16 protein-coding genes and 1 pseudogene are annotated in these 24,246 nt (G+C 70.3%); 11 read left to right on the forward strand and 6 right to left on the reverse strand.

Translation table 11 applies throughout. The annotated features are described in order from the left end of the window. The first annotated feature begins 15 nt into the window (after positions 1-15). Positions 16-789, forward strand: coding sequence for an SDR family oxidoreductase (locus IE185_RS30240; RefSeq protein WP_138896492.1), 774 nt, complete (start codon positions 16-18; stop codon positions 787-789). Positions 790-796: 7 nt separating this feature from the next. Here IE185_RS30240 and IE185_RS30245 read toward each other — a convergent pair whose 3' ends face one another. The 3 genes from IE185_RS30245 to IE185_RS30255 form a co-directional block, all read right to left on the reverse strand. After that, a complete protein-coding gene (locus IE185_RS30245; RefSeq protein ID WP_138896493.1) occupies positions 797-1,930 on the reverse strand; it encodes an IS630 family transposase in 1,134 nt (377 codons plus the stop codon). Between the two features lie 603 nt (positions 1,931-2,533). Further along, positions 2,534-3,793: an acyl-CoA dehydrogenase family protein gene (locus IE185_RS30250; RefSeq protein ID WP_138896495.1), complete on the reverse strand. Its 1,260-nt coding sequence runs from the start codon at positions 3,791-3,793 to the stop codon at positions 2,534-2,536. An 11-nt stretch (positions 3,794-3,804) separates the two neighbouring features. Continuing rightward, a complete protein-coding gene (locus IE185_RS30255) occupies positions 3,805-5,139 on the reverse strand; it encodes a condensation domain-containing protein (RefSeq protein ID WP_138896496.1) in 1,335 nt (444 codons plus the stop codon). Between the two features lie 37 nt (positions 5,140-5,176). On the opposite strand from IE185_RS30255, the gene IE185_RS33910 reads away from it, so the two are divergent. After that, the gene (locus IE185_RS33910) at positions 5,177-5,512 is read left to right on the forward strand and encodes a hypothetical protein (RefSeq protein ID WP_189716415.1); all 336 of its coding nucleotides are present in this window, start codon (positions 5,177-5,179) and stop codon (positions 5,510-5,512) included. 334 nt (positions 5,513-5,846) lie between these two features. Here IE185_RS33910 and IE185_RS30265 read toward each other — a convergent pair whose 3' ends face one another. Both IE185_RS30265 and IE185_RS30270 read right to left on the reverse strand, forming a co-directional pair. Beyond that, positions 5,847-6,689 carry an SAM-dependent methyltransferase gene (locus IE185_RS30265; protein ID WP_138896498.1) on the reverse strand — a complete coding sequence of 281 codons (843 nt, stop codon included), beginning with the start codon at positions 6,687-6,689 and terminating at the stop codon, positions 5,847-5,849. A 266-nt stretch (positions 6,690-6,955) separates the two neighbouring features. Beyond that, entirely contained in the window at positions 6,956-7,333 is a 378-nt protein-coding gene (locus IE185_RS30270; RefSeq protein ID WP_138896499.1) for a YciI family protein, read from the reverse strand. A 406-nt stretch (positions 7,334-7,739) separates the two neighbouring features. Between IE185_RS30270 and IE185_RS30275 the strand changes: the two genes are divergently transcribed. The 6 genes from IE185_RS30275 (at position 7,740) to IE185_RS30300 (ending at position 18,306) form a co-directional block, all read left to right on the forward strand. Next, the gene (locus IE185_RS30275; RefSeq protein WP_189716417.1) at positions 7,740-8,975 is read left to right on the forward strand and encodes a cytochrome P450 family protein; all 1,236 of its coding nucleotides are present in this window, start codon (positions 7,740-7,742) and stop codon (positions 8,973-8,975) included. 557 nt (positions 8,976-9,532) lie between these two features. Continuing rightward, positions 9,533-12,712, forward strand: coding sequence for a non-ribosomal peptide synthetase (locus tag IE185_RS30280; protein ID WP_138895551.1), 3,180 nt, complete (start codon positions 9,533-9,535; stop codon positions 12,710-12,712). After that, positions 12,709-14,328, forward strand: coding sequence for a tyrosine 2,3-aminomutase (cmdF, locus tag IE185_RS30285; protein WP_138895552.1), 1,620 nt, complete (start codon positions 12,709-12,711; stop codon positions 14,326-14,328). The genes IE185_RS30280 and cmdF overlap by 4 nt, the downstream gene beginning before the upstream one ends. A 54-nt stretch (positions 14,329-14,382) precedes the next feature. After that, entirely contained in the window at positions 14,383-15,912 is a 1,530-nt protein-coding gene (locus IE185_RS30290; RefSeq protein WP_138895553.1) for a 4-hydroxyphenylacetate 3-hydroxylase family protein, read from the forward strand. A 267-nt stretch (positions 15,913-16,179) separates the two neighbouring features. Beyond that, complete coding sequence (locus IE185_RS30295; RefSeq protein ID WP_138895554.1) at positions 16,180-16,539, forward strand: YciI family protein; 360 nt, start codon at positions 16,180-16,182, stop codon at positions 16,537-16,539. A 402-nt stretch (positions 16,540-16,941) separates the two neighbouring features. Beyond that, positions 16,942-18,306 carry an FAD-binding oxidoreductase gene (locus IE185_RS30300; RefSeq protein WP_138895555.1) on the forward strand — a complete coding sequence of 455 codons (1,365 nt, stop codon included), beginning with the start codon at positions 16,942-16,944 and terminating at the stop codon, positions 18,304-18,306. A gap of 47 nt (positions 18,307-18,353) precedes the next feature. On the opposite strand, the gene IE185_RS30305 is transcribed toward IE185_RS30300, so the two are convergent. Continuing rightward, on the reverse strand, positions 18,354-20,483 hold the full coding sequence (locus tag IE185_RS30305) for a molybdopterin oxidoreductase family protein (RefSeq protein ID WP_138895556.1): 2,130 nt from the start codon (positions 20,481-20,483) through the stop codon (positions 18,354-18,356). Between the two features lie 268 nt (positions 20,484-20,751). Here IE185_RS30305 and IE185_RS30310 point away from each other — a divergent pair, with 268 nt between their 5' ends. The 3 genes and pseudogenes from IE185_RS30310 to IE185_RS30320 all read left to right on the forward strand — a co-directional run. After that, positions 20,752-22,338, forward strand: a complete 1,587-nt coding sequence (locus IE185_RS30310; RefSeq protein WP_138895557.1) for a class I SAM-dependent methyltransferase — start codon at positions 20,752-20,754, stop codon at positions 22,336-22,338. Positions 22,339-22,341: 3 nt separating this feature from the next. Beyond that, a complete protein-coding gene (locus IE185_RS30315; protein ID WP_138895558.1) occupies positions 22,342-23,718 on the forward strand; it encodes an extracellular solute-binding protein in 1,377 nt (458 codons plus the stop codon). A 386-nt stretch (positions 23,719-24,104) separates the two neighbouring features. Further along, positions 24,105-24,246: pseudogene (locus tag IE185_RS30320) on the forward strand (IS5/IS1182 family transposase); the annotation flags it as partial.

Genomic DNA, 24,246 nt, shown 5'->3' on the forward strand with positions numbered 1-24,246 from the left:
GAAGGGAAGGCACAGATGCTCTCCGACAAGGTGATGCTGGTGACCGGCGTCGGCCCCGGCCTCGGCCGCGAGATCGCGGTCCGCGGCGCCGCGGCCGGAGCCGACGTGGTCCTGGCGGCCCGCACCGAGACGGTCCTGACGTCGGTGGCTGCCGAGGTCGAGTCCCACGGCCGCCGGGCGCTGGCGGTCCCCACCGACATCCTCGACCCCGACGCCTGCCGGGCGCTGACCGAGCGTGCCCTGGACACCTTCGGCCGGGTGGACGTGTTCGTCAGCAACGCTTTCGCACCCCCGGCGATGGGCGACCTGGCGACGATGGACCTGGACGCCGTGCGCGCCTCGCTGGAGACGGACGCCCTGGCCGCGCTGCGCCTGGTCCAGCTCCTGGCGCCGACCCTGACCGGACACGCAGGTTCGGTCGTGATGGTCAGCTCGGCGGTGGTGCACCACTCCCGCCCCAACTTCGGCGCCTACAAGGCTTCGAAATCGGCGCTGCACTCACTGGCCGGCAGCCTGGCCACCGAGCTGGGCCCGAGCGGCGTCCGGGTCAACACCGTCGTACCGAACTACATCTGGACCGAGGCGTTGAAGGGCTGGTTCGCGATGCAGGCCGCTGAGCGGGGGGTGACGCTGGAGGACGTCTACGCCGAGACCGCGGCCGCGTTCGACCTGCGCCGGCTGCCCGACCCGGGCGACGTCGCCAACGCGGTGCTGTACCTGGCCTCGGACCTGGCCAGGGCGATCACCGGGCAGAGTCTCAACGTCGACGCGGGTGAATTCCACTCCTAGTGCCGCATCAGGCAACGTTCGCCCTGTTCACGACCTCGCGGAGGCGTTCGTCGGCGGCGTGCTTGTTCCGCCAGATGATGTGGCGGCGGATCATGCTGCCCTGGTCTTTGTGGCTGGCGTGGTCGGTGCCGTCGAGTGCGAAGTAGCGCAGGGCGGTGAACTGGGCCTCGATCCGGTTGAGCCAGGAGCTGTTGGTCGGTGTGTAGGCGATCTCCACGTTGTTCGCCGCCGCCCACGTCGCGACCCGCTGGCAGCGCTTTGTCGTCAGGTGCGGTGAGTAGTTGTCGCAGACGATCGCAATGCGTGTGTCCAGTGGGTGCAGGGAGCGCAGGTAGCGGCAGAACTCGAGGAACTTCGACCTGTTCTTGGTCTTCTTGACGTGCCCGTAGAGCTGGTCCTTGGTGAGGTCGTAGGCGGCGAACAGGTGCCGGACTCCGTGCGGGCGGGTGTAGGTCGCCCGGCGACGTGGCCGGGGTTCGCGGTCGGGATCCTTGTGCCGGCCGCCGCGTTCGGCCCACTGCCGGCCGGGGTGGGGCTGGAGGTTGAGCGGCCCGAACTCGTCCATGCGGAAGACGACTTCGGGCTCGCCGTCGTCGGGCGTGACCTCGCCGTCGGCGATCGCGTAGAGATGCTCGACGCGGGCCTTCTTGGCCGCGTAGTCCGGGTCGCGTGAGGTCTTCCAGGTCTTCACGCGTTGAAAGGAGACGCCCTCCTCGCGGAGCAGGATGCGCAGGCCCTCGTGGCTGATGTCGTCGACCACCCCCTCGGCGACCAGGAAGTCGGCCAGCTTGGCCAGGCTCCAGGTCGAAAACGGCAGGCGGTGCTCGACCGGCTTGGACTTGGCGATCTTCTTGATCTCCCGGCGCTCGGGGAGCGTGAGGGTTCCCGGGCGGCCGCCCTTGTACTTCGGGTAGAGCGCCTCGAAGCCATCGGTGTTGAAGTTGTGGATCACGTCCCGGACTCGGTCCGCACTGGTGAATGTCACCTCGGCGATCTTCGCCACCGGCATGGCTTGCGCGGACAACAGCACGATCTGGGCCCGCCGCCAGGTCACCACCGATCCGGTGCCTCTGCGGATGATCCGCAGCAGCCGCCGGCCCTCGTCGTCATCAATCTCCCGGACCCGCACACGTTCAGCCACTCCGACATTGTGGCTGTCTGATGCCTCCCGACGCAGCAACCCAGCGATGCGTCATGACGGGCGAACGTTGCCTGATGCGGCACTAGCAGGGCTTGGCCGGGTTGACACCGGTGCCGTGATGTCACGGCGACAGGAGGGGCAGGCACCGGTCCTGACCGAGAGAAGGCCCTGAACCTCGCGGACAACTGATGGCCACTCGGGCTGCTGCCGCCCTTGCGGGAAACGGGCCAGGCGCTGGAGAGCGCAGAAGGGGTGCGCGGCACCGACGAGGGTGACGTGATGGCGCCGGCCGTTCCAGGCGCGGCCTTCGAAGTGGCCTAGGCCCCGGGCCACCACGTCCTCCCCGGCGCCCGCCGCCCGACCCGGCGCCGATCACCAGCCCCGGGCCGTGTCCGCGGGGCTCCGTGCCCGGCCCGCCGGCATGCCGGTCGTCATATGCGCGGCCCGCCGCGCTCGGACCGGCTGGTGGTGCGGGACCCGGCGGACACGGCCCGCGCCCGCACCCTCCTCGATCTCGTCGCGCGAGAAGCGGCGCCAACGGCTTTCCCGACCGCCGGTCACCCGTGTCGGTGGTCGCCTGTGACCACCGACATTGGTTGGGGACTACGCATTCGGTGCGGGCCGACGCCGCGCGCTGGCCAGCCTGAGCTGGGCAAACCCACGGTTGGCCACGGTAGTGAGCAGCACGGCGGAGCTGGCGTGCGTACGCCCGGTGGAGAGGTCGCGCCAGACCCGTTCCAGGCGGGTTCCCTCACGTACGGCATGGCTACCGGCGGTCGGCTGGAGAATCTCGTCAACGGCCCGCCAGGCCAGCTCCGTGGCCTCTCGACAGGTGATCGCGATCCGCACGTCCTCCTCGGCGGTGAACGCCCCGACCGGCAGCCCGGACAGCTCGTGCCAGCGCCGCGACGCCGCGAGAACCAACGTCTCGGCGGCGTCGATCATGCCGCTGGCCTTCCCGTACCAGAGCTGGAAGTCGGGATCCTCCGCCCTGGGCAGGAACGGTGGGATGATCGTGGTGCGGGAGAACATCAGCTCCGTGTACGCGTCGAGCGCGCCCTGGCACATACCGACCGCGATGTGCGCGCCCTCCAGAGCCATCGAGCTTGCCGGCGCGCCACCGTACTGCGGGTGCGCGTGCAGCTTGCGCCCCGGAGTGCCCTCGGTCACCGAGATCTCCTCGAAGTTGACCTCGATGCCGAAGCTATCGGGGATGCGCCCGCTGGAGATCCGGATGCTGTGCGAACCGCTGCCCTTGAGGCCCAGCTGCCCACCCCAGTCGTCGAGCATGTCCCACTGATCGCGGGGCGCGATGAACAGCAGCCGGCGTGGCGGGTTCGCATCATCCCCGGCGATCACGGTATTGCCGATCAGGTGGGTCGCGTACGGCGCGCCGGAGCAGTACCTCCACACACCGTCCAGGATCCAGCCGCCGTCCTCGGCGCGCGTGGCTGTTCCGTACGGGGCGTTGACGAGCGGCGCGATGAAGTCGCCGCCGCCGAAGATCTCGGCCTGCGCCTTCTCCTCGAACATGCTGCCGGCGAACAGCGAGTGTGCAGCCCCCAGGCAGAACATCCAGCCCGTGGACGGGCAGGCGCGGCACAGGGTCATCGCGACCTGCAGGAACGTGTCGAAGCCGAACTCGTAGCCGCCGTACCGCTTGGGCACCGTTATGCGGTAGAAGCCGGCGTCCCGGAACGCCCGATGGGTGTCCTCGGCGTAATAGGTCCGCTGCTCGGTCTCGTGCTGGCGCGCCACCAGAGCGGGCACCATGGCCTTGGCCCTCTCGATCAACACGGCCGGGGTGACGTCGGCCTCGGGCAGCATGGCCGCGCCCCGCGCGGCGTTCTCGGTCTCGGTCATGGCGCCGGCCCTCAGATCGCCGAGTCCGGGGCGGCGACCATTTCGCCGATCACCTCAAGGAACCCGGCTGCCTGATCGCCGACCTCGGCCTGCTCGAAAAGGTGTCGGCTGAAGCTGAGCCCGCCGACCACTTCCGTGTCGCTCAGGTGCATCGACCAGATCATGCCGTCCGGAGTGTCGGAGCCGAGCGGCTGCGGGATGACCCGCCGCCAGATCGCCGTGTACTCGAGGTCGCCGATCCGGTCGCCCTGCATCAGGTAGGGCGGCTGGACGGCCTGGAACAGGGTCGGCACCGCGTCGGGGCCGGCCGAGGACATCAGCTCGGGCGCCTCGGCGAGGATGTGCAGCAGCGGCAGCTCGTGCGAGAAGGCGCCGATGCAGGCCTTCCTGGTGCGGGAGACGACATCGCGGAAGGTCCGGCAGCCGTCGAGATTCACCCGCAGCGGGCTGAAGTTGAAGAACGACCCGACCGTGGACTGGAATCGGTGCTCCCGGCCCGGCGTGAAGGTGGGCACCACGATGTCGGTCGCCCGGGTACGGCGGTTCACGAAGACGGTGAACGCGGCGAGCAGCACCATGAACGGCGAGCTGCGCGTCTCCTTGGCCAGCCGGGACACCTCCGCGCTCAGGTGCGCGTCGGTGGTGAACCGGTGATAACTCGTCGCGGGGGACTGTCCGGTGGGGTGCACCGGCGCGACCAGGATCTTGGCGCCGCGCAGCGTCTCGCGCCAGTACGCCCGTGAAGCGGCCACCGCCGGCCCGTCGGCCTCCTCCTGCTGCGCGGCGACGTAGTCCCGGTACTGGGCCACCTCGGGCAGCTGCGGCTCGTCACCGGCCGCGCGAGCCGTGTAGCACTCCGCCAGGTCCCGCAGGATCACCTGGATCGACCAGACGTCGGCGGCGCTGTGGTGGGCGCACAGAACCAGAACGGAGTCCTGCTCGTCGAAGCGGCCGAGGACGGCCCGCAGCAACGGGACCTGGTCGGCCGGGAACGACCGGGTCTCCGCCTGGATCATGAGCTGCTCGGCGCGCCGGTCCCGGTCCGCGCCCGGCGACTCATCCAGGTCGACCAGCTCCAGCTCCGGCTGTACGGCGGGCAGCACGCTCTGCGCACCCCCGTTCTCCAAGTGCACCACGGTGCGCAGCGCCTCATGCCGCTCGACCACATCGGCCAACGCCAGGCGCATGGCCCGCACGTCGACGCGGCCGTGGACCCGCCACGCGAAGACCTCCGTGTAGTGCGGCCCGAACGGCCCGGTCTTGAAGCCTTGGGCGAACATGCAGAGAAACTGCTGCTGCAGTGAGAGCGCCGCGGTTGTCTGCTGGGACTGCGAAGTCGTGGTCATGTGGGATCTCTCCTCAGAAAAGGCGGACGCTGCCGTTGTGGAGGGCATCGATCAGCGTGTCGTGGTCGAGTTCGGCGGTGACCGGGCCATGCCGACCACGCCCTGGTCGTCGCCGTTGGACGGCACGCTGTCAATGCCGGCCGGGCCGATCGTCCGGTTCTTCGCGACCGGCGTGGTGGCCGGGTACTGCGCACGTCCGTCACGAACGGATCGGCTGGCCGAAGCGGTTCGCGCCGTGGAAGATCTCCTGGTCGGTGAGGAACGGCGGGACGTCGTCGGCCGGCACGACCGGGCCAAACGGATGGGTCAGCGCACTGCTACGTGGCCGCGTCTCGATTCTCATCACAGCTTCGAGGGCCGCGCATCTTCGTGATTGCGCCCCCGGCCCACCGCCACGACCGACAGGTTCAACCAGAGGAAACGGCCGCCCGTCCGCACGCCATGGCGGACCTCCGATACGCCGGCGCCGACGGCACCGGCCTCTGCACGAGGGGTGCGAGTGGAACTCCGGCAGCTCACACGGGCGTGCGTGCCGTAAGGGGCTGAGGAATTGAGCGCCAGGACGGTGCCGGACGAGAACGCCGTCGCGTCGGTGCCGGCCCCAGTCCGGGTGAGCTGCTCGCGGCTGGGACCGGCGATCCACCGCAGACCGACATCACGCTCCTGCCCGGTCAGCACGTATCCCTGCTGCGCCGCGTCCCGGCAGGTCAGCTTCGGGGCTTTTGGACGGTGACAACCGCATAACCGATCTGGTCCGCCCCCGGTGCGAAGAAGTTCTCCAGCGTCTGCCGGAGTCCGTCGACGGCGGCCTCGCCGAACCGGCCGACCAGCTCGTCGCGCCGCGTATCCACGGCCTGCAGGTACTTGGGGCCCATCCCGAACACCCGCGGCCCGCACTGCAGGTACTCCGCCGGCTCGAACCCGGCCTCTCGCAACGTGTCCAGCCACTCGGCCACCGACAGCATCCGCTTCGCCCCGAAGTCGGCGGCGAACTGGCCGGCGGCCGCGACACCGAGCCCTTCGCGGGTGGGCTCGGTCAAGGACAGCAGGCCGCCGGGGCGCATCGCCCGGTGCAGGCTGCCGAGCGTATGCCCGAGGTCACCGACGTAGACGAGAGACTCCATCGCCACCACCGCGTCGAAGCTGCCGTCCGGGAAGTCCAGCGAACCGAAGTCGCCGACCCGGAACGTGACCTGGTCGGCCAGCCCGGCCGCCCGGGCCCGGGCCCGGGCCTCGGCCACCTGGCGGGTGCTGATATTGACGCCGGTGACCTGCACCCCGTACTCGGTGGCGAGCTGGATGGCCGGTGCCCCGAGGCCGCAACCGACGTCGAGGACCCGATCACCCTTGCGCAGCCGGAGCGAATCCGCCACTTTGCGGGTCAGTCGCTGCGCCGCCTCGATCAACGGAGCCTCGTCCTCGTCGTCGTACCAGTAGGCCAGATGCACCTGGCCGTCGTTGAACACATTCGACATGTCGGACGACTCGTCGAACATCTCGGCGATCTCGTCCGTCTCCTGCGCCTGGCCAGTGGTCTTCGTGCTTTCCATGGCTTCTCCTCTCGCGCTGGGACCAGATTCACCAAGCCCTGCCCCAGGGTCGCAGTGGTGGCAGGGGCAGGCATCTTCCTGCTTGCGCGGTCGCCGCGACGACGACGCCAACGAACCACCCCGGCCCCGCCGGTGGCGCGCCAAGGGCACTGGGCGGGGCATCAGCGGGCCTCGCGGCGACCGACCGCCCGGCCGCCGCTGCCGGTCGTGTCACAGCGCGCCGCCCCCGGCCCCCGGACGGGAGCCGGGGGCGGCGGTCACCCCGGTCAGGCGTTGTCGTCGGGCTTCGGCGCGAATCCGTCATGCAGGATCGGCCACATCTCGACCGGGCTCTCGCGCGCCCACGGCATGTCCGCCGCGATCTCGCGGGCCCGCTCGGCCGACTCCACCTCCAGGAGGTAGAGGCTGCAGACGAACTCCTTGGCCTCCAGGTAGGGGCCGTCGGTGGAGAACGGGGCGCCGTCCTTGTTCCGTACCAGCGAGGCCTCGCTCCTGTCACCGAGGCCGTAGGCCGCGAGCAGCTCGCCGGAGGCCCTGTAGCGGGAGTTCCAGGCGCCCTGCTCCGCGATCTCCTTGTCCAGGACCTCGGCCGGGATCGAAGCCCACTTCTCCTCGTTGCCGTAGATCATGAGCAGGTATTTCATGTCAGCCCTCAGCCTCCTCGGGCCTCACGCGCGACGGCCCGAACGAATGGTTCAAGTCCGGTGGAAGCGATCGGCTGGATCACATTACTCACCTTACGAAAGACCACTGTATGAGATCCAGCGCAGGACGCCCGGGGTCCACGCCGAGCGTGCCGGTAAACCGTGCTGCAGCTCAATCACCTGCGGCTTGTGAGTGATTTCGGTGCGGGAGAGGCCGGTTGGGACGACGAGCGGACGGTGATGGTCTGCCCGGGACCCGCGCTTCCGGACAACGACCGGCACCGGCGTCACGGCGATCGGCCCCCTTCGGCAAGAGCCGAGTCCGCACCGTGGAAGACGCCCGCGGCGGCGCCCCCCGGACACCATACGAGTGACCGTTACCTATCCGTCCTCACAGGAGGCAGACGTGGACGACGATCCGCTCTTCGTCATCGATCCGGCCGGGACCGACATCCACGGCGAGGCGGCCCGGCTTCGGGCCCGCGGGCCGGTCACCCGGGTGCTGCTGCCCGGCGGAGTCGAGGCCTGGTCGGTGACCGGCTACCACGCCGCCCGGCAGGTCCTGGCGGACGAGCGGTTCGCCAAGAACGCCCGGCGGCACTGGCCGGCGTACGTCGAGGGCACCCTCGGCCCGGACTTCCCGCTGATCGTCTGGGCTCGGATGGACAACATGTCCACCGCGGACGGTGAGCCGCACGCCCGCCAACGCCGCCTTGTCGCCGGTGCGTTCAGCCCGCGGCGGATCGCCATGCTGCGACCGCGGGTCGAGCGGATCGTGGCGCGCGCGCTGGACGAGCTGGCCGACCATGCCGCCGAGCGGCCGGGTGAACCGGTCGACCTGAAGGCGCGGTACGCGCACCCGGTGGCGTCGCGGGTGATCGGCGAGCTGCTCGGCGTGCCCGACGGCGACCCGGACGGCATCCTGGACCGCGCCGGGTACGTCGAGCCGAACCCGCAGAAGGCGGCTGTGGAGTTCGCCTCGCTGCGGAGCAAGATCGAGGCCCTGGTCGCGCAGAAGCGCCGGGAACCGGGGGAGGACCTGATCAGCGATCTGGTCGCGGCCGAGCCGAGCGGGTGCCCGGTGACCGGGGCGGGCGGCGGGTCCGATGCCGAACTGGTCGGCCTGGCGCAACTGATGCTCAACACCGGCGCCGAACCGGCCAGGAACCTCATCACGAACGCCGCGCTGGCGCTACTCACCCGGCCCGGCCAGCGCGCCCTGGCAGCGGGCGGCGAGGTGGACTGGGACGACGTGGTGGAGGAGACGCTGCGCACCGACGCGCCGGTTGCGCACCTGCCGTTCCGGTTCGCGACGGAGGACGTCACGATCGCCGGCGTGACCATCTCCCGGGGCGACCCGGTGGTGGTCGGTTACGCCGCGACCGGCCGTGACCCGGAGCTGCACGGCGACGCCGCGGGGGAGTTCGACGCCCGGCACGCGGACAAGCGGCACGTGGCGTTCGGCCACGGCGTCCACCGGTGCGTCGGCCCGGCGCTGACCAGGATGGAGGTGCGCATCGCGGTGGAGGAGCTGTTCACGCGCTTCCTCCGGTTGCGGCTGGCGGTGGAGCCGGGCGAACTGGCCGGCCAGGGCACATTCATCATGAACGGCCGACTCGAGCTGCCGGTCCATCTCCGATGAGGACAGGAGGTCCCTCCACGCACTGATACGGCGCTATGGCCGACCGCCCTCGGAACCCGGGTCCACCGCCCGGATATCGCTGAACGAAGCTGACGTTCCGTCGGCGGGCGGCGGCCGGGCCCTCGCGGGCGGGTGGACAGGGCGGGTCGGTGTGGCGGCGGACCGTGGGCGGCGACGAACGGTTCGACGTACGTGTGACGACATCGCCACCGCCGGGGGGACAGGCACCCCGCCGCCCGGGGGAGAGGAAGGCAGCCGCATCGCGCGCCGTCCGCGCGTCGTGACTGCCGACTGGCGGCACGCACAGCGGTTGCTGATGGACCGTCAGTAAGTCCGGGCGGGCCGAGGGGGCGACGGTGCCGGGCTATGTCGGCGGCATACCCGGACCCGGTGCGGGCGGACGGCGATGACAGCCGCACTCCAGGAGATGCCGCTGTTGGACGCGGTCGTCATTGTGTAGTCAGGGAGCCGCTCGCTGTGAATCAGAGTCCCGATGTGGCGTGGTGTGCGGTCTGTCCGATTCCCATGTAGTGCCGAGTGATTGATGGAGGCTGTCCATGACCGACCCCGCGTACCGGCATGTGCCGGCGACCGAGGTGCAGCAAGGGCTGTGGCTGTTGCGTGCGCTCGGTCAGGAGCCGGTGCCGCGATGCCGGACGTACCGGGTGGTCGGCGACCTGGACGTGGCGGCGCTGGCTGTGGCCTGGCGGTCGCTCGTGGACCGGCACGAGCAACTGCGGTCGGCGCTGGTGCTGCGGGACGGCGTGCCGGTGCGGAGGGTCTGGGCGAGTTCCGGGACGCAGGCGTTTCGGCTGCGCGAGGTGGACAGCGGGCCGGCCGGCCAGAGGGAGTCAGGGCCGGCCGGCGGCGGCAAGTCGGATCCGGTCGGCGTGCCGACGGGGGCACAGATGACGGTCACACGCTGCGGGCCCGAGGAGCATCGGGTTCGGTTGGTGGTTCCTGGCGCATTCGCTGACGAAGACTTCCTGAACACGCTGGTCGAAGAACTGTCCGAACTGTGCGCTGGGAGAGCGCTCCTGACAGACACTCCCTACGGCGGGTTGACCGCCGCGGAGGCCGAATCCCCTGAGGCATTGGCCTGGTGGGTCAATGCGCTGAACCCGCTGCCGAGCGAACTTCCTCTGCCCGCAGACCGCCCGCGTCCGGATCGGGTCTCGGGACGGTGGGGAACGGTCAGCGCCCCGGCCGACCCGGAGCTCGGCCACGCCGTCGCACGCTGTGCCGAAGCCAGTCGCAGCAACCCGTCCGTCGTGATGCTCACCGCGTTCCAGGTCCTCCTGCACCGCTACACCGGAGGCGACCGGGTGGCTGTCGCGGTGCCGGTCTCGCAGGGCGGGGCGGGCGCGGCGACGAACGTTTTGATCCTGCCGGCCGACATCGAGGCGAGGCAGAGCTTCAACGACGTCCTCGAGCGCGGCACGGCACTGGCCGCCGAGGCGATGGCGCGGCGTACCGTTCCGCTGGCGCGTGTGCTCGGGGCGCTGCCGGTCGTTCGCGACGTGCGGCGGGTGCCGTTGGGCGATGTCGTGTTCGACTATCGGGGGCGGCCGGAGCCGGTGCTGACGATACCCGGTGCGGTCGTCGAGCCCTGCCCGGAACACGGTGGGCCGGCACCGGCCGATCTGGTGCTGCGAGTCGACGACAGCGGGAGCGGGCCGGCCGTCACCGTGCTCTACGACGCGGACCAGTTCGAGCCGGAGACTGCGCGGATGATTCTGCGACAGTTCCGTACGCTGCTTCGGCACGCCGTCCGGGCTCCGGACACCACCGTCGGTGAGTTGACGCTGGACAGTCCCGGCAGAGCGGCACGCGCCGCCGGCGAGGCTGACCGGCGGGCCGATGACGGCGCGCCCGGGTACACGATCGTGGAGGCGATCAGCAGGCGCGTGTCGCAGGACCCGGACGCGGTGGCCGTTGACGGTCACGACGGCACGCTGACCTACCGCGCGTTGTACGCCACCGCGATACGGGTCGCCGAGGACCTGCGGGCCGCCGGGGTGCGGGCCGGCGATCCGGTTGTGGTGCGGCTGCCGGTGGGAGCGCGTCAGTATGCCGCACTGCTCGGAGTGTTGTTGGCCGGCGCACATCTGTGCTGGTTGGGGACCGCTGACAACGGGGACCGCGGCCGGGCAGTCCTCGAGGCGCTGAAGCCGGTGGCGATGCTGGTGGCCCCTGGAGCGACCGGAACCGCAGGAGCTGCCGCCCCCGGCCCCGACGAACTCCTCGACCGGTACCCCATGACCATCGAAGGCCAAGTCGTCACGGTGGGAGAGCCGGACCCGGCGCCACGAGCATCCGCCCCCTCCCCGCCGCCGAGGCTCACCGACCGCGCCTACGTAGCCTTCACCTCCGGCACCACCGGCGTCCCGAAAGGCATCGCGCACACTCACGCCGCCCTCGCGCAGTTCACCGCGTGGATGGCCGCCGAGTTCGACATCGGCCCCGGCGTACGCGTCGCGCAGTGGGTGGCCGCCGAACACGACCCTGCCCTGGCCGAGACGTTCGCAGCGCTCGGCTCGGGCGCCACGCTGTGCCCGGTGCCCGAGAAGATCCGTGCCAACCCCGAACGCCTTCTGGATTGGCTGGCCGCCGAACGCATCGGCGTACTCCAGACCGTGCCGAGCTTCGCCCGCGAACTGCTCCGCGTCCTCACCGAGCGCCGCTCCGCCGAACGACTGGGCACACTCAGGGCCCTGCTGCTGATGGGCGAAGCACTGCCCGGCGAACTCGCCGACGGACTGCTGGCCGCGCTGCCGCTGGTCCGCATCGCCAACCTCTACGGCCCCACCGAGACCATCGCCGCGACCTGGCACCCGGTTCACCGGCGGTCAGTACACGTCACCGGCGCGGCAAGCAGCGCGTCAGCCGGTACGTCAGCGAAGCCCGCCGCCGCTCCGGTCCCCATAGGCCGCCCCATCCCCGGCCGCGGCGTCCTCATCGTCGACGAATCAGACCGCCTCTGCCCCGACGGCGTCACCGGCGAACTGGTCATCACCGGCCCCTACGTCGCCGACGGCTACCTCGCCGACCACGACCACGCCGCCTTCACCCGCCTCCCGTCCATCGACGCACCCTGCTACCGCACCGGCGACCTCGCCCGCCGCCGCCCCGACGGCACCCTCGAATACCGCGGCCGCAAGGACAGCCAGATCAAGCTCTACGGCAGCCGGCTGGAGCTCACCGACGTCGAAGCGGCCCTGGCCGGGCATCCGACCGTCGCCGACTGCGCCGTCGTCGCCGGCGCCGACCGCGACGGCCTGGCCGTCCGCCTGGTGATCTGCGTCGTCCCGCGCAGCCCACCCGACGGCGAGCCGCAAGGCTCACCCAGCGAGTGGCGCACCCACCTGCGCCGACGCTTCGGCCGCTCGCTGCTCCCGGCCCTGTACCGCACCCTGGACCGTCTCCCGCGTACCGTCACCGGCAAGGTCGACCGCCCCCAGCTGGCGCGTACCGTCGCCGCCGCCGAGCGCGATGCAGCGGCCCGGCGCCCCGCGACTGGTACCGAGGCAGACCTCGCCGCGATCTGGGCGGACCTGCTCGGCACGCCGCCGGCCCACGCCGACCAGAGCTTCTTCGCCGTCGGCGGCACCTCCCTGTTGGTCCCGCAGCTGCTGCACCAGGTGCACCAGCGCCTCGCGGCCGACGTGACCGTCCCCCAGTTCTACGCACATCAGAGCCTGGCGGCCCTGGCGGCTCTGGTCGACCGAACCCGATGAAGGAGTACCCCGTGTCCACCACCCCCATCAGCGCTCCAGCCGTCCTGGACGGCGAGACGCTCGACATCCCTGCTGTCCGCCGCGTGGCCGAGCAGCGGGCCGAGGTGAGGCTGACGCCCCAGTCGCTGGCCAAGGCCGGCAAGAGCCGCGCCGTGTTCGAGGACGTGGTCCGCGCCGGCACCCCGGTCTACGGCGTCACCACCGGCTACGGCGAGATGATCTACATGCTCGTCGACCCCTCGCGGGAGACCGAGCTGCAGACCAACCTCGTCCGCAGCCACAGTGCCGGTGTCGGTCCGTTCTTCCCTCACGACCAGGCACGTGCGATCGTCGCCGCGCGCCTCAACGCCCTGGCAAAAGGCTACTCGGCGGTCCGGCCGGAGATCTTGGAGCGGCTGGCCCTGTACCTGAACACCGACCTGATCCCGGCGATCCCCGAGATCGGCTCGCTGGGTGCCAGCGGAGACCTGGCTCCGCTGGCGCACGTGGCCTCCACCATCATCGGTGAGGGCTACTTCCTGGGCCCGGACGGCCGACGGCCGGTAGCGCCGGTGCTGCGCTCGCTCGGGATAGCGCCGCTGGAGCTGAAGTTCAAGGAGGGCCTGGCGCTGATCAACGGCACCTCGGCGATGACCGGGCTGGGCGCGCTGATCGTCGACCGGTCGCTGGAGCAGGTGCGGCACGCCGAGATCGTCTCGGCGCTGCTGGTGGAGGCGATGCGCGGGTCGATGGGGCCGTTCCAGCCCGAGGGCCACGACATCGCCCGGCCGCACCCCGGCCAGATCGACACCGCGGCGAACATGCGGGCCCTGCTGCGCGGCAGCGGGCTCACTGTGGAGCACTCGGACCTGCGCCGTCAGGTCGCCGCGGCCAAGGACGACGGGGACGTCACCCGGACCGAGATCTACCTGCAGAAGGCCTATTCCCTGCGCGCGATGCCGCAGGTGCTGGGCAGTGTCCGGGACACCCTGACGCACGCCACGGCCCGGGTGCAGACCGAGCTCAACTCCGCGAACGACAACCCCCTGTTCTTCGAGGACCACGAGGTCTTCCACGGCGCGAACTTCCACGGCCAGCCGGTGGCCTTCGTGATGGACTTCACCACCATCGCCCTGACCCAGCTCGGCGTGCTGGCCGAGCGGCAGCTCAACCGGGTCCTGAACCGGCACCTGAGTTACGGCCTGCCGGAGTTCCTGGTGGCCGGCGACCCAGGTCTGAGCAGCGGGTACGCCGGGGCGCAGTATCCGGCCACGGCGCTGGTCGCCGAGAACCGGACGATCGGCCCGGCCAGCACACAGAGCGTGCCGTCCAACGGCGACAACCAGGACATCGTCAGCATGGGGCTGATCGCGGCCCGAAACGCCCGGCGGGTGCTGGCCAACAACCAGCACATCCTGGCCGTGCAGTTCCTGGCCGCGGCCTCGGCGGTGGACGTCTCTGGGCGCTACGACGGCCTGGGACCGGCCGGCCGCGCCGCCTATGACGCGGTCCGCTCGCTCGTGCCGCCGCTGCATCAGGACCGGTACATGGCTGACGACATCGAGACTGTCGCCGCCGCCCTGACCCGCGGGGAGTTCATCACCGCCGTCGAGGACTGCGGTGTGGAACTGCTTTGACACCGGCGTCCGCCGGCCCCGGGCCCGGCGGACCGACAGGAAGGCAGAACAGCAATGGCCACTCGGCCAATGACCGGCGAGGAGTACGTGGAGAGCCTTCGCGACGCTCGCGAGGTCTACGTATACGGCGAACGCGTCAAGGACGTCACGACGCACCCGGCGTTCCACAACCCGGTGCGCATGACCGCCCGGCTCTACGACGCCCTGCACGACGACCGCTACCGCGACGTCCTGACCTGCCCGGTCGACGGCGGCGGTGACGGGTACACCCACCGCTTCTTCACCACGCCGCGCAGCGCCGAGGACCTGGTCGCCGCCCAAGGCGCGATCGCGGCCTGGGCCCGACTGAGCTACGGCTGGATGGGCCGCAGTCCCGACTACAAGGCATCCTTCCTCGGCACCCTCGGCGCTAACGCAGATTTCTACGGGCCCTACGCCGACAACGCCCGGCGCTGGTACCGCGAGTCGCAGGAGAAGGTCCTGTTCTGGAACCACGCCATCGTGCATCCGCCGGTGGACCGCGACCGGCCGCCGGACGAGGTCGCCGACGTGTTCGTGCACGTCGAGGCGGAGACCGACGCAGGACTCGTGGTCAGCGGCGCCAAGGTGGTCGCCACCGGCTCGGCGCTGGCTCACTACAACTTCATCGCGCACTACGGCCTGCCGATCCGCAAGCGTGAGTTCGCACTGGTGGCCACCGTGCCGATGGACGCCCCGGGCGTGAAGCTGATCTGCCGGCCTTCCTACACCGCGACCGCGGCCGTGGCCGGCAGCCCCTTCGACTACCCGCTGTCCTCACGGCTGGATGAGAACGACACGATCCTCGTGATGGACAAGGTGTTGATCCCCTGGGAGAACGTCTTCATCTACGGGGACCTGGGCAAGGTGCAGATGTTCACCGCCCGCTCCGGCTTCCCCGAGCGGTTCACCTTCCACGGTTGCATCCGGCTCGCGGTGAAGCTGGAGTTTCTGGCCGGTCTGCTGTCCAAGGCGCTGCAGGTCACCGGCGTGCGGGACTTCCGCGGCGTGCAGAGCCGGCTGGGGGAGGTGCTGGCCTGGCGGAACCTCTTCTGGGGGCTGTCCGACGCGGCCGCGCGCAACCCGGTGCCGTGGAAGGACGGAGCGGTGCTGCCCAACGGGGACTACGGGATGGCCTACCGATGGTTCATGCAGGTCGGTTACCCGAGGCTCCGGGAGATCATCCTGCAGGACGTGGCCAGTGGGCTGATCTACGTTCCCTCCAGCGCCGAGGACTTCCGCAACCCGCAGACGCGGCCGTACCTGGACAAGTATGTCCGCGGCTCAGGCGGGGTCACGGCCGTGGAGCGGGTCAAGCTCATGAAGCTGCTGTGGGACGCGATCGGCAGCGAGTTCGGCAGCCGACACGAGCTGTACGAGCGCAACTACTCGGGCAACCACGAGAACACCCGGGTCGAGCTGTACGCCAGCCAGCTGGCCTCCGGCCAGCTGGCCGGCTACGAGAGGTTCGCCGAGCAATGCATGTCCGAGTACGACCTGGACGGCTGGACGGTCCCGGACCTGGAGTCGTTCCCGGACCTCAAAAATCTGATCAACCGGCCCTGACGACACGACGCGCGCCAGCAGGCCGCAAACTGCCGCGGCCGACGGCCGTGGCCCAAGTGGCGCGTATCCGCAGGGGGAACATCCAGGGAGCTTCATGGACGACACGAACGCGCCGTCGCGGCAGGAACTGCTCGGCCGCGCCACCGACGACGTGGCCGGTGAGCAGCCCGGCGAAAAGTTCCGCACGCGATGTCCGGTTCCCCGGGACGGCTCCGACCTACGGGTGGGAGCGTCCACGCCGGGCGCCCGATCGCGAGGAGTCCAACGATGAAGTACATGCTGCTGATCAACCTGAACCCGAAGGCGAATGAGGCGCTGAATGAGGAGCAGCAGGCCGCCGTGGGCGCCGCCCACGAGAAGCTGATGGCGGTTACCAAGGAGGCCGGCGAGTTCGTCGCCGCAGAGGCCCTGGGCGAGCCCGCCAACACCACCGTGGTCCGGGTGCGCGATGGCAGGACGGCCGCTTCCGAAGGCCCGCTGGTCGATGCCGAGGAATACTTCTGCGGCTACTACATCGTCGACGTGGCCAGCAAGGAGCGTGCGATCGAGCTCGCCGCCATGATCCCGGACGCGCAGTGGTCCGCCGTCGAGGTCCGGCCGTTCTTCGAGATGCCCGAGGAGGGCTGAGACGCCGGTAAAGCCTGGCTGGCGGCGGTCGTCCGCCGCCAGCGGGACGGCGCGCCGCCCCGGCGGCTGTGCCGAACAGGCCCTGGCGGAAGGCGCCTAGCGGGATGTAGCGCTGCGTAACCGAATGACAACTGTGCGTGGTCGCCGTAGTGGAGTCCCCGCAGGACGTCCCCGAACGGTTTCCACTCGGAGGCCAGGACGGCGGCGCCCTCCCCGGTCGTGCGCGGTGGCGGATGTCGGCCATGGGGAGCCCTTCTCGCAGATGACCCCCTCCAAACCGTCCCACCGCAGAAACCGGCGTGCCTGCGCATGTCTTGATCCGCGCTTCGGCTCCGACTGACAGGTATAGGAATGAGCACAGCGCCGACGGGTGCTGCTCAACGGAAGAAGAGAGAGACCACCATGAACAGCGACTTGGACCCCGCGGCCATCGAGTGCCTGCGGGCCGAAATCACCGGCGAGGTCTACGTGCCGGGCGACGAGGGATACGACGAGCTCACCGATCTGATCGTCCACACCGGGCACCCGGCCGTGATCATCCGAGTCCGCAGCAACGACGACGTGGCCCGCGGCATAGCCTTCGCGGTCGAGCACCATCTGGAGATCTCCACCCGCAGCGGTGGCCACAGCAACGCCGGCTTCAGCACCAATGTCGGCGGTCTGGTCTTGGACCTGGCGCACCTGAACTCCATTGAGGTGGTGGACGAGTCCGAGGGTCTGGTCCGCCTCGGCGCCGGCGCGCAGTGGGCCCAGGTCGCGGCCGCGCTGGAACCGCACGGCTTGGCCTTCACCTCCGGCGACACCACCAGCGTGGGTGTCGGCGGCCTGCTGGTCGGCGGCGGCATCGGCTGGCTGGCCCGTAAGTACGGCTTGGCCCTGGACAGCCTTGTGGCGGCGGAGGTCGTGACGGCCGACGGCTGCATCCTGTCGGCCAGCGCCGAGGAGAACCCGGACGTCTTCTGGGCGATCCGCGGCGGCGGCGGCAACTTCGGCGTGGTGACCTCCTTCACCGTGGTGGCACAGCCGGTCGCACAGGTCTTCTTCGGCCAGATCTCCTTCGCCGCCGACGAGACCGCCGCCGTCCTGCGCGGCTGGGCGGCGCACATGGACTCCGCCCCCGAGGAGCTCACAGCCACCGCCATGTGCTGGCCGACCTTCGGCGAGGCCACCCCGCCCCTGGCCATCGTGGTCTGTTACGCCGGCGACGAGGAAGCGGCCGCGAATTTGGCCATCGACCCGATCCGCAAACTCGGCACCGTCGTGGACGACCAGGTCCGCCTGATGCCCTACGGCGACGCCCTCCAGCCCGCAGGTGACCTTCCCCCGGGCTGGCGCCCGCGCGTCCGTAACCGCCTCACCCCGGCCCTGACCGGCGACCTGGTCACGACGATTCTCGCCGAGCAGGCCAACCTCGAGAACCTGTACGTCGAGATCCGCAGCATCGGCGGCGCCCTGAACCGGGTGCCGCAGGACGCGACCGCGTTCCCCCACCGTTCCACCCAGGCAATGGTCATGGGCGTGCTGCTCGGCTCCCCGGAGGGGAACGAGCCGCTGCTGCCCGCCTACGAGGCGTTCTGGTCCGCGTTGGCACCGTCGATGTCCGGCGCCTACAGCGGCTTCCTGAGCGACATTCTCCCGGCGGACATCGACGCGGTGTACCCGCAGCAGGTGTATCGACAGCTGGCGGTGCTGAAGCGCGAGTACGACCCCTGCAACGTCTTCCACCTGAACGTCAACGTCGTCCCGGCCGAAGCCGACCGGGACTGATCCTCGCGGCGCCGTGCATCGCGCACGGCGCCGCTCGGCATTCGTCCTCACACCGGCAGCACTCTCACCGGTACCCCGTTGAACACCGCGTTCCCCGACACCGGGTCCACCACCAGCTCATCGGTCAGCGCGTTGGCGTTGACACCGGCGTTCCTGCGCGCCACGGCCTGCCCGCTGTCCTTGTGGCCCCAGCCGTGCGGCAGACTCACCACCCCCGGCATGATCGTGTCGGTGGCCTCCACCGACACCTCGACCTCCCCGGCTGCGGACCGCACCCGCGCCCGCTCCCCGAGGCCGAAGCGGGCCACGTCCTGCGGATGGATCTGCAGCGTGCACCGGTTGCTGCCACCGACCAGCGAGGGCACGTTGTGCATCCAACTGTTGTTCGAGCGCAGGTGCCGGCGTCCGATCAGCACCATCTCCGGGGCCGGATCCCTCAGCCGATCCAGCAGGCGCGGCACGTCGGCGGCCAACGCCGCCGGCGCCAGGTCGACCTTCCCCGACGCGGTGCATAGGATCTCCGGCAGCCGCGGCTGCAGCGGACCGAGGTCCAGGCCGTGCGGGGCCTGCCGCATCGCCTCCAGCGATAGACCGTAGGACCCCAGTTTCAGCAGCGCGTCCAGTATGTGCTCGGTCCCGTCGGCGCCGTCCAGGCCGTCACGCAGCTCCGGTGCGGCCGCGAGCAGCTGCCCGAGCAGCATCTCCTCGCACACCTCGGGGTCGACGTCGGGGCCCTGACCACTCAGGATCAGCAACAGCTTGGCCAGGATCGCGGCTTCAGAGCGCTGATCGTGACCCAGCGGCAGCACCGGCGGGGAGAAGCGGGCGTAGTTGCGGACCATGATGATCTGCACCAGGAAGTCGAAGTGCGGGCTCTGCAGGATCCGCGGCGGTGGCAGGATCACGTTCGCGTGCCGGGTTGTCTCGTTCAGGTAGGGGTCGACGCAGACCATGAAATCCAGCCCGGACAGGGCCCGCGCCAGGCGCGGGGCGCCCGGCGCGGACAGCGCCGGGTTGCCCCCCACCGTGAGCAGGGCCCGTATCTGGCCATCCCCGGGTGTCTCGATCTCGTCGGCCATAGTGGCGACCGGGAACTCGCCGAGGACCTCCGGCAGACCGCGTACCCGGCTGTGCCACGCGCCGGTGGCGAACGGCTGTCCGCTGCGGAAGATCTCCAGGCCCGCGGTCTTGGCGAACATGACGCCGCCGGCCCGGTCCAGGTTCCCGGTCAGGGCATTGATGACGTCGACCAGCCACTGCGCCGTCGAGCCGAACTCGGCGGTGCAGGTGCCGATCCGGGCGTAGACGGACGCCGACGGCGCCGCCGCGACCTCCCGCGCCAGCCGCACGGTCGTCGCCGCCGGCACGCCGCAGGCCCGCTCCACCACCTCCGGCGTGAAGTCGAGGGCCAGGGACCTGAGTTCGGGGAGCCCGGTGATTTCCACGTCCAGAGAGGTCAGTCCCTCGGCCAGTAGCGTGTGCACGATGCCGAACAACAGGTACGCATCCGTCCCGGGGCGGATGAACAGGTGCTCGTCAGCGAGTTCGGCGGTGCGGGTGCGCCGCGGATCGACGACCACGACCTTGCCGCCGCGCTCCTGCAAAGCCCGCAGTCGGCCCTTGAAGTTCGGCGCTACGCACAGCGAGCCGTTGGACTCCACCGGGTTCGCCCCGAGGATCAACATGAAGTCTGTGCGGTCGAGGTCCGGGACGGCCACGGCCATCGGATCGCCGAACATCAGGCCGCTGGCCACGTGCTTGGGCATCTGGTCGATAGTGCTGGCCGAGTATACGTTGCGGCTACCGAGGGTCTGGGTCAGCGGCTGTCGGTAGAGGAATCCGGCCATGGTGTGGAACGTCGGGTTGCCGAAGTACAGCGCCACGGCGTTGCGGCCATGCGCCGCCATGGTCTCTCCGAGCCCGCGGTGCACCTCGGTGAACGCCTCTTCCCAGCTGGCGGGCCGCAACTGACCGTCGACCCGGACCAGGGGACGCGCCAGCCGGTCCGGATCCTCGTCGAGCTGGCCCAGCGCCGCCCCCTTCGGGCAGAGGAAGCCCTTGCTGAACGGGTCGTCTTCGTCGCCCTCGACCCGCAGTACGGAGCCTGCGTCGTCCAGGGTCAGCCGTAATCCGCAGGACGTCTCACACAGTGGACAAGTCCGGAGTGCAGTCTTCATGCTCGCTCCCGAGTTCGGGGGTGGGCCGACGCCCCAGGCGCAGCCCCACCCAGGCCACCGCCGGTCGGGTCGTCCCGGCCGTGGAAGTGGGACAGGCGGACCTCGCCAGCGTCGCACGGTCCAATCGCCTCCAGACGCTAGCAGCGGCGCGGCGCGGACCCTTCTCGCTGGATGCGAAGGGGCGCAAACCGGTTGGGCATTCCCGAAGATGTCGGCCGCCGCCGGGCAAGCGATGGTGGGGGCAGACCTGTCGAAGAGAGGATTCGCCATGGCTCCGAACGCCGAGCCGGCCACCGCCGCCGGACCGCTGACCGCCTTCCGTGAAGCACACTCCGAAGCGCTGGCCGAGGCGTTCAGCCGCCTGGTCGGCACGTTCTGGACCGACGGAGTGCTGAACGATCCCGCCTCGGCACGGGAAGCCGTCCCCGATCTGCTGGTTGCCTGGGACGACGCCGACGCCGACGCCGCGCACCGCGGCTACCTGGCGATCGCCCTCGGCCTGCTCGTCGAGGCCGAGTACCCGGTGCTCGGCGGCCCGGTCGCCACCGCCGTGCGCCAGGGCTTGGACTCCTTCCTCGACGAGGTCCGCGGCACCACCGTCGTCACACCGCTCACCCTGGCGCTGCTGTACCTGCTCTCGCACTTCCCGGACGAGCGTGCCCGCGTCCGGTCCGCATTCAGCGGTGTGCCGTTGGACCCCGACGACCGGACCCGACTGGACCGCGGGCTGACCCGGCTGGATCACCTCGACCCCGATCTGGGCCGGGCCTGGCCCTCCCCGTTCGACTGGGACATCGACGAGCAGGAGCGGGACTTCGACCGGGCCTGGATCAGGACCCTGACACCGGAGCAGATCAGCGCGACCTGGGACGACGACACCCGCACGCTGTGGGCCACGGCCGGGGCCAAGGCCCTGTGGTCGGTGGCCAACGGAATGCCCACTCCGGTCGTCGACCAGAACCCGTACTGGTCAGCCCCGCACGAGCCGGCAAGCACCGCCGACAGCGCCACGTTCACCCGGCACGAATCCGCGTTGCGCTGCACCTCCTGCCGGAGCGCCCTCACCTTCCAGGACAGGGGCGCGCGTTGTCAGAGCTGCACCACTTACTACCCCGTCGCCCTCGGTGGCATCCTCGACCTGTCCCGCCGGGAGCGCTCCGGCGCCGGCGTGAGCGACGCCGCCGAGGACATCGAGGCCGACGTGCTCCAGAACGCCGCCGTAATGAGCACCGTCGGCCAGCACTACGAGGTTGGGCTGCGCCCGGCCTTCTTGCGTGTTATGGGCCAGAACTGGGGCGGCGGCATCACGCCGGCGATCGAGGACGCCTACATAGCCGACCGGCTGCGCGCGGCCGCCGCCCGCACCGGTGCCCCCGTCCTGGACCTCGCGGCCGGCGCCGGCCGCTGGACCTGGGTGGTCGCCGACGCCGTCGGCGCCGACCGGGTCATCGCCCTGGACCTCAACGACGCCATGCTCCACTGGCTGCGCGGCCGACTGCCACACGTGGCCGCGGTCCGGGCCAGCGCCCTTGAGCTGCCCGTCGCCGACAGCTGCCTGGCCGCCGTCAACTGCTGGAACGCCCTGCAGGCTATGCCGGACGCGGCCCAGGTGATCGCCGAGATCGGCCGTTGCCTGCAGCCAGGCGGCATGTTGACCCTGATGACATTCCGCTGGGCCGACGACCCGGTGTACCGCTACTTCCAACGCTCGCACATCTTCCCCGCCCGGCCAGAGGGCTACCTGCTGTTCGAGCCGCAGGAGATCCGGTCCTGGCTGGCTGCCGCCGGGTTGAGCGTGGTCGAGGAGTCCGGGCCGGGGACGTTCGTGTTCCTCACCGCGAAGCGGGAGGGCTGAGGCGTGGGAGACGACGGCCGGATCGTCGTCGAAGTACTGCTCGCCGACCACCCCTTCGAGGGCTTCCTGGACCCCGTGCGCCGACGGGCCGCGGAGTTCGGCGCAGCGCATCCCGACTACGAGGTCCGCATCTCGACGTACCGGTACTGGGCCGAGACCGGCCGCGAGGACTTCATCCGGATCCTGGACCGGGGCCGCGTCCCGGCGCTCGTCGACGTCTTCTTCACCGAGACCCAGCACGCCCGCGACGCGGTCGCCGCGACCGGTGGGCCGCTGTTCACCCCGGTGCAGCGAGCGGTCGGCGGACGCCGGGAGATTCTCGGTGAGCCGGTGGTCCTCGACGACTTCGTCGACAGCGCGCGCCGCTACTACAGCTACGACGGTGAACTGGTGTCGATGCCGTTCAGCGTTTCCACGGGCTTGCTGTACGCGAACATGACGATGCTGCGGGCGGCCGGAATCACAGAGGTGCCGCAGGACTGGGACGGCTTGGAGGCCGCTTGCCGGGCCGTCGTGCAGACGGACGGCGGCCCTCCACATGCCATCGCGTGGGCCGTCGACGGCTGGTTCTTCCAGGGTGCCGTGTGCCAGCAGGGCGGCCTGCTGGCTGACCACGCCAACGGCCGGTCGGGCCGGGCCCAGAAGGTAGACCTGGCCTCCGAGGAACTTTTGGCCTGGGCCACGTGGTGGCAGCGGCTGCACAAAGACGGCCTGTACTTCCACACCGGCGCGGCTCAGGACTGGGCGGGGACGTTCGAGGCCTTCATCGAGGGCCGGGTGGCGTTCCTCTGCAACTCCTCCGTGATGGCCCAGTCCGTGGTGTCGGCCGGGGCGCAGGCAGGGATCGAGGTCGTCGCCGACGGCCTGCCACGCAACGGCGCCGTGCCGTACTCCGGCGACGTCCTGGGCGGCGACTCCCTGTTTCTGGCCGCCGGGCTGCCGCCGGAGGTGGAGGACGGCGCGCTGGCATTCCTGCAATACCTGCTCAATCCGGAGGGCGCCGCTGCCTGGCACAAGTCCAGCGGCTTCATCCCGGTGACCCACGGCTCGCACCGCCTACTGGAAGCAGAAGGCTGGTTCGCCGACAAGCCGCACCATCTGGAGGCGCCGAAGCAACTCGACGCCTCCGACGGAACGCCGGCCGCGACCGGCGCGCTGGTCGGCGAACTCGCGAACATGCACGCCGACCTGGTCCAGGCGATGAGGGACGTACTGGAGCAGGGCGCCGACCCCGCGAGGCGCTTCGCGCAGGCGACGGACGCGGCGCAACAACGGCTGGACGACTACAACAGACGGACCGTCGAACGGCACAAGGCGCACTGGCTCGAAGCCGCCCAACTGACACCCCGCACGTCAGATCGCGGTCCGGGCACGACCTGAGACACAACCCGGGACAAGAACGAACCGTCCGCTCCGCCGACGCCGGACCGTCCGCGGCCGTCGCGGACCGGAGACCACATGCCACTCTTGCGGATCGGCGGCGCCCAACACCGGCGCGCCGCCGATCCGTCCGAGTGCCGGAGCCAGGACGACGGCCCCGACGGCTACCCATTAGGTGGAAGAATGCAGATCGCAAAACGTGCGACGCTCTTCGCGGCAGTCGCCCTGCTCTTCGGCTCACCGCGACCTCCGCCGCTCCGGCACAGCCTGACTTCCGTGCGCAGGCTCTCGCTTCCGGGCTCAGTGAGCCTCTTTCATCCTGTGCTGGTGGGTGAAATGGGCTGGTCAGAGTGCGTGGTGACGAGGCAGGGCCTCTCGTCGTTGGCGTGGTGTTTCCACTCAGCACGCTGTCGACCGAAGAGGCCCTGTTGGTTCCGTATCCTGCCATGCTCGACGTCCCGCACGAGCTCGTCGAGCATGTTTCCTGGTTGCTGTACGAGCACCGTCTGACACGCAACACCCGCTGGC

The sequence above is a fragment of the Streptomyces chryseus genome (assembly GCF_014650755.1).
In the GTDB taxonomy this organism is placed as follows: Bacteria; Actinomycetota; Actinomycetes; order Streptomycetales; family Streptomycetaceae; genus Streptomyces; species Streptomyces chryseus.

Excerpts from the sequence above, each read along its gene's own strand:
- IE185_RS30240 (WP_138896492.1), top strand. The coding sequence starts at position 16 with ATGCTCTCCGACAAGGTGATGCTGGTGACCGGCGTCGGCCCCGGCCTC.
- IE185_RS30250 (WP_138896495.1), bottom strand. The coding sequence starts at position 3,793 with ATGACCGAGACCGAGAACGCCGCGCGGGGCGCGGCCATGCTGCCCGAG.
- IE185_RS30255 (WP_138896496.1), bottom strand. The coding sequence starts at position 5,139 with ATGACCACGACTTCGCAGTCCCAGCAGACAACCGCGGCGCTCTCACTG.
- IE185_RS30265 (WP_138896498.1), bottom strand. The coding sequence starts at position 6,689 with ATGGAAAGCACGAAGACCACTGGCCAGGCGCAGGAGACGGACGAGATC.
- IE185_RS30270 (WP_138896499.1), bottom strand. The coding sequence starts at position 7,333 with ATGAAATACCTGCTCATGATCTACGGCAACGAGGAGAAGTGGGCTTCG.
- IE185_RS30280 (WP_138895551.1), top strand. The coding sequence starts at position 9,533 with ATGACCGACCCCGCGTACCGGCATGTGCCGGCGACCGAGGTGCAGCAA.
- cmdF (WP_138895552.1), top strand. The coding sequence starts at position 12,709 with ATGAAGGAGTACCCCGTGTCCACCACCCCCATCAGCGCTCCAGCCGTC.
- IE185_RS30290 (WP_138895553.1), top strand. The coding sequence starts at position 14,383 with ATGGCCACTCGGCCAATGACCGGCGAGGAGTACGTGGAGAGCCTTCGC.
- IE185_RS30295 (WP_138895554.1), top strand. The coding sequence starts at position 16,180 with ATGAAGTACATGCTGCTGATCAACCTGAACCCGAAGGCGAATGAGGCG.
- IE185_RS30300 (WP_138895555.1), top strand. The coding sequence starts at position 16,942 with ATGAACAGCGACTTGGACCCCGCGGCCATCGAGTGCCTGCGGGCCGAA.
- IE185_RS30305 (WP_138895556.1), bottom strand. The coding sequence starts at position 20,483 with ATGAAGACTGCACTCCGGACTTGTCCACTGTGTGAGACGTCCTGCGGA.
- IE185_RS30310 (WP_138895557.1), top strand. The coding sequence starts at position 20,752 with ATGGCTCCGAACGCCGAGCCGGCCACCGCCGCCGGACCGCTGACCGCC.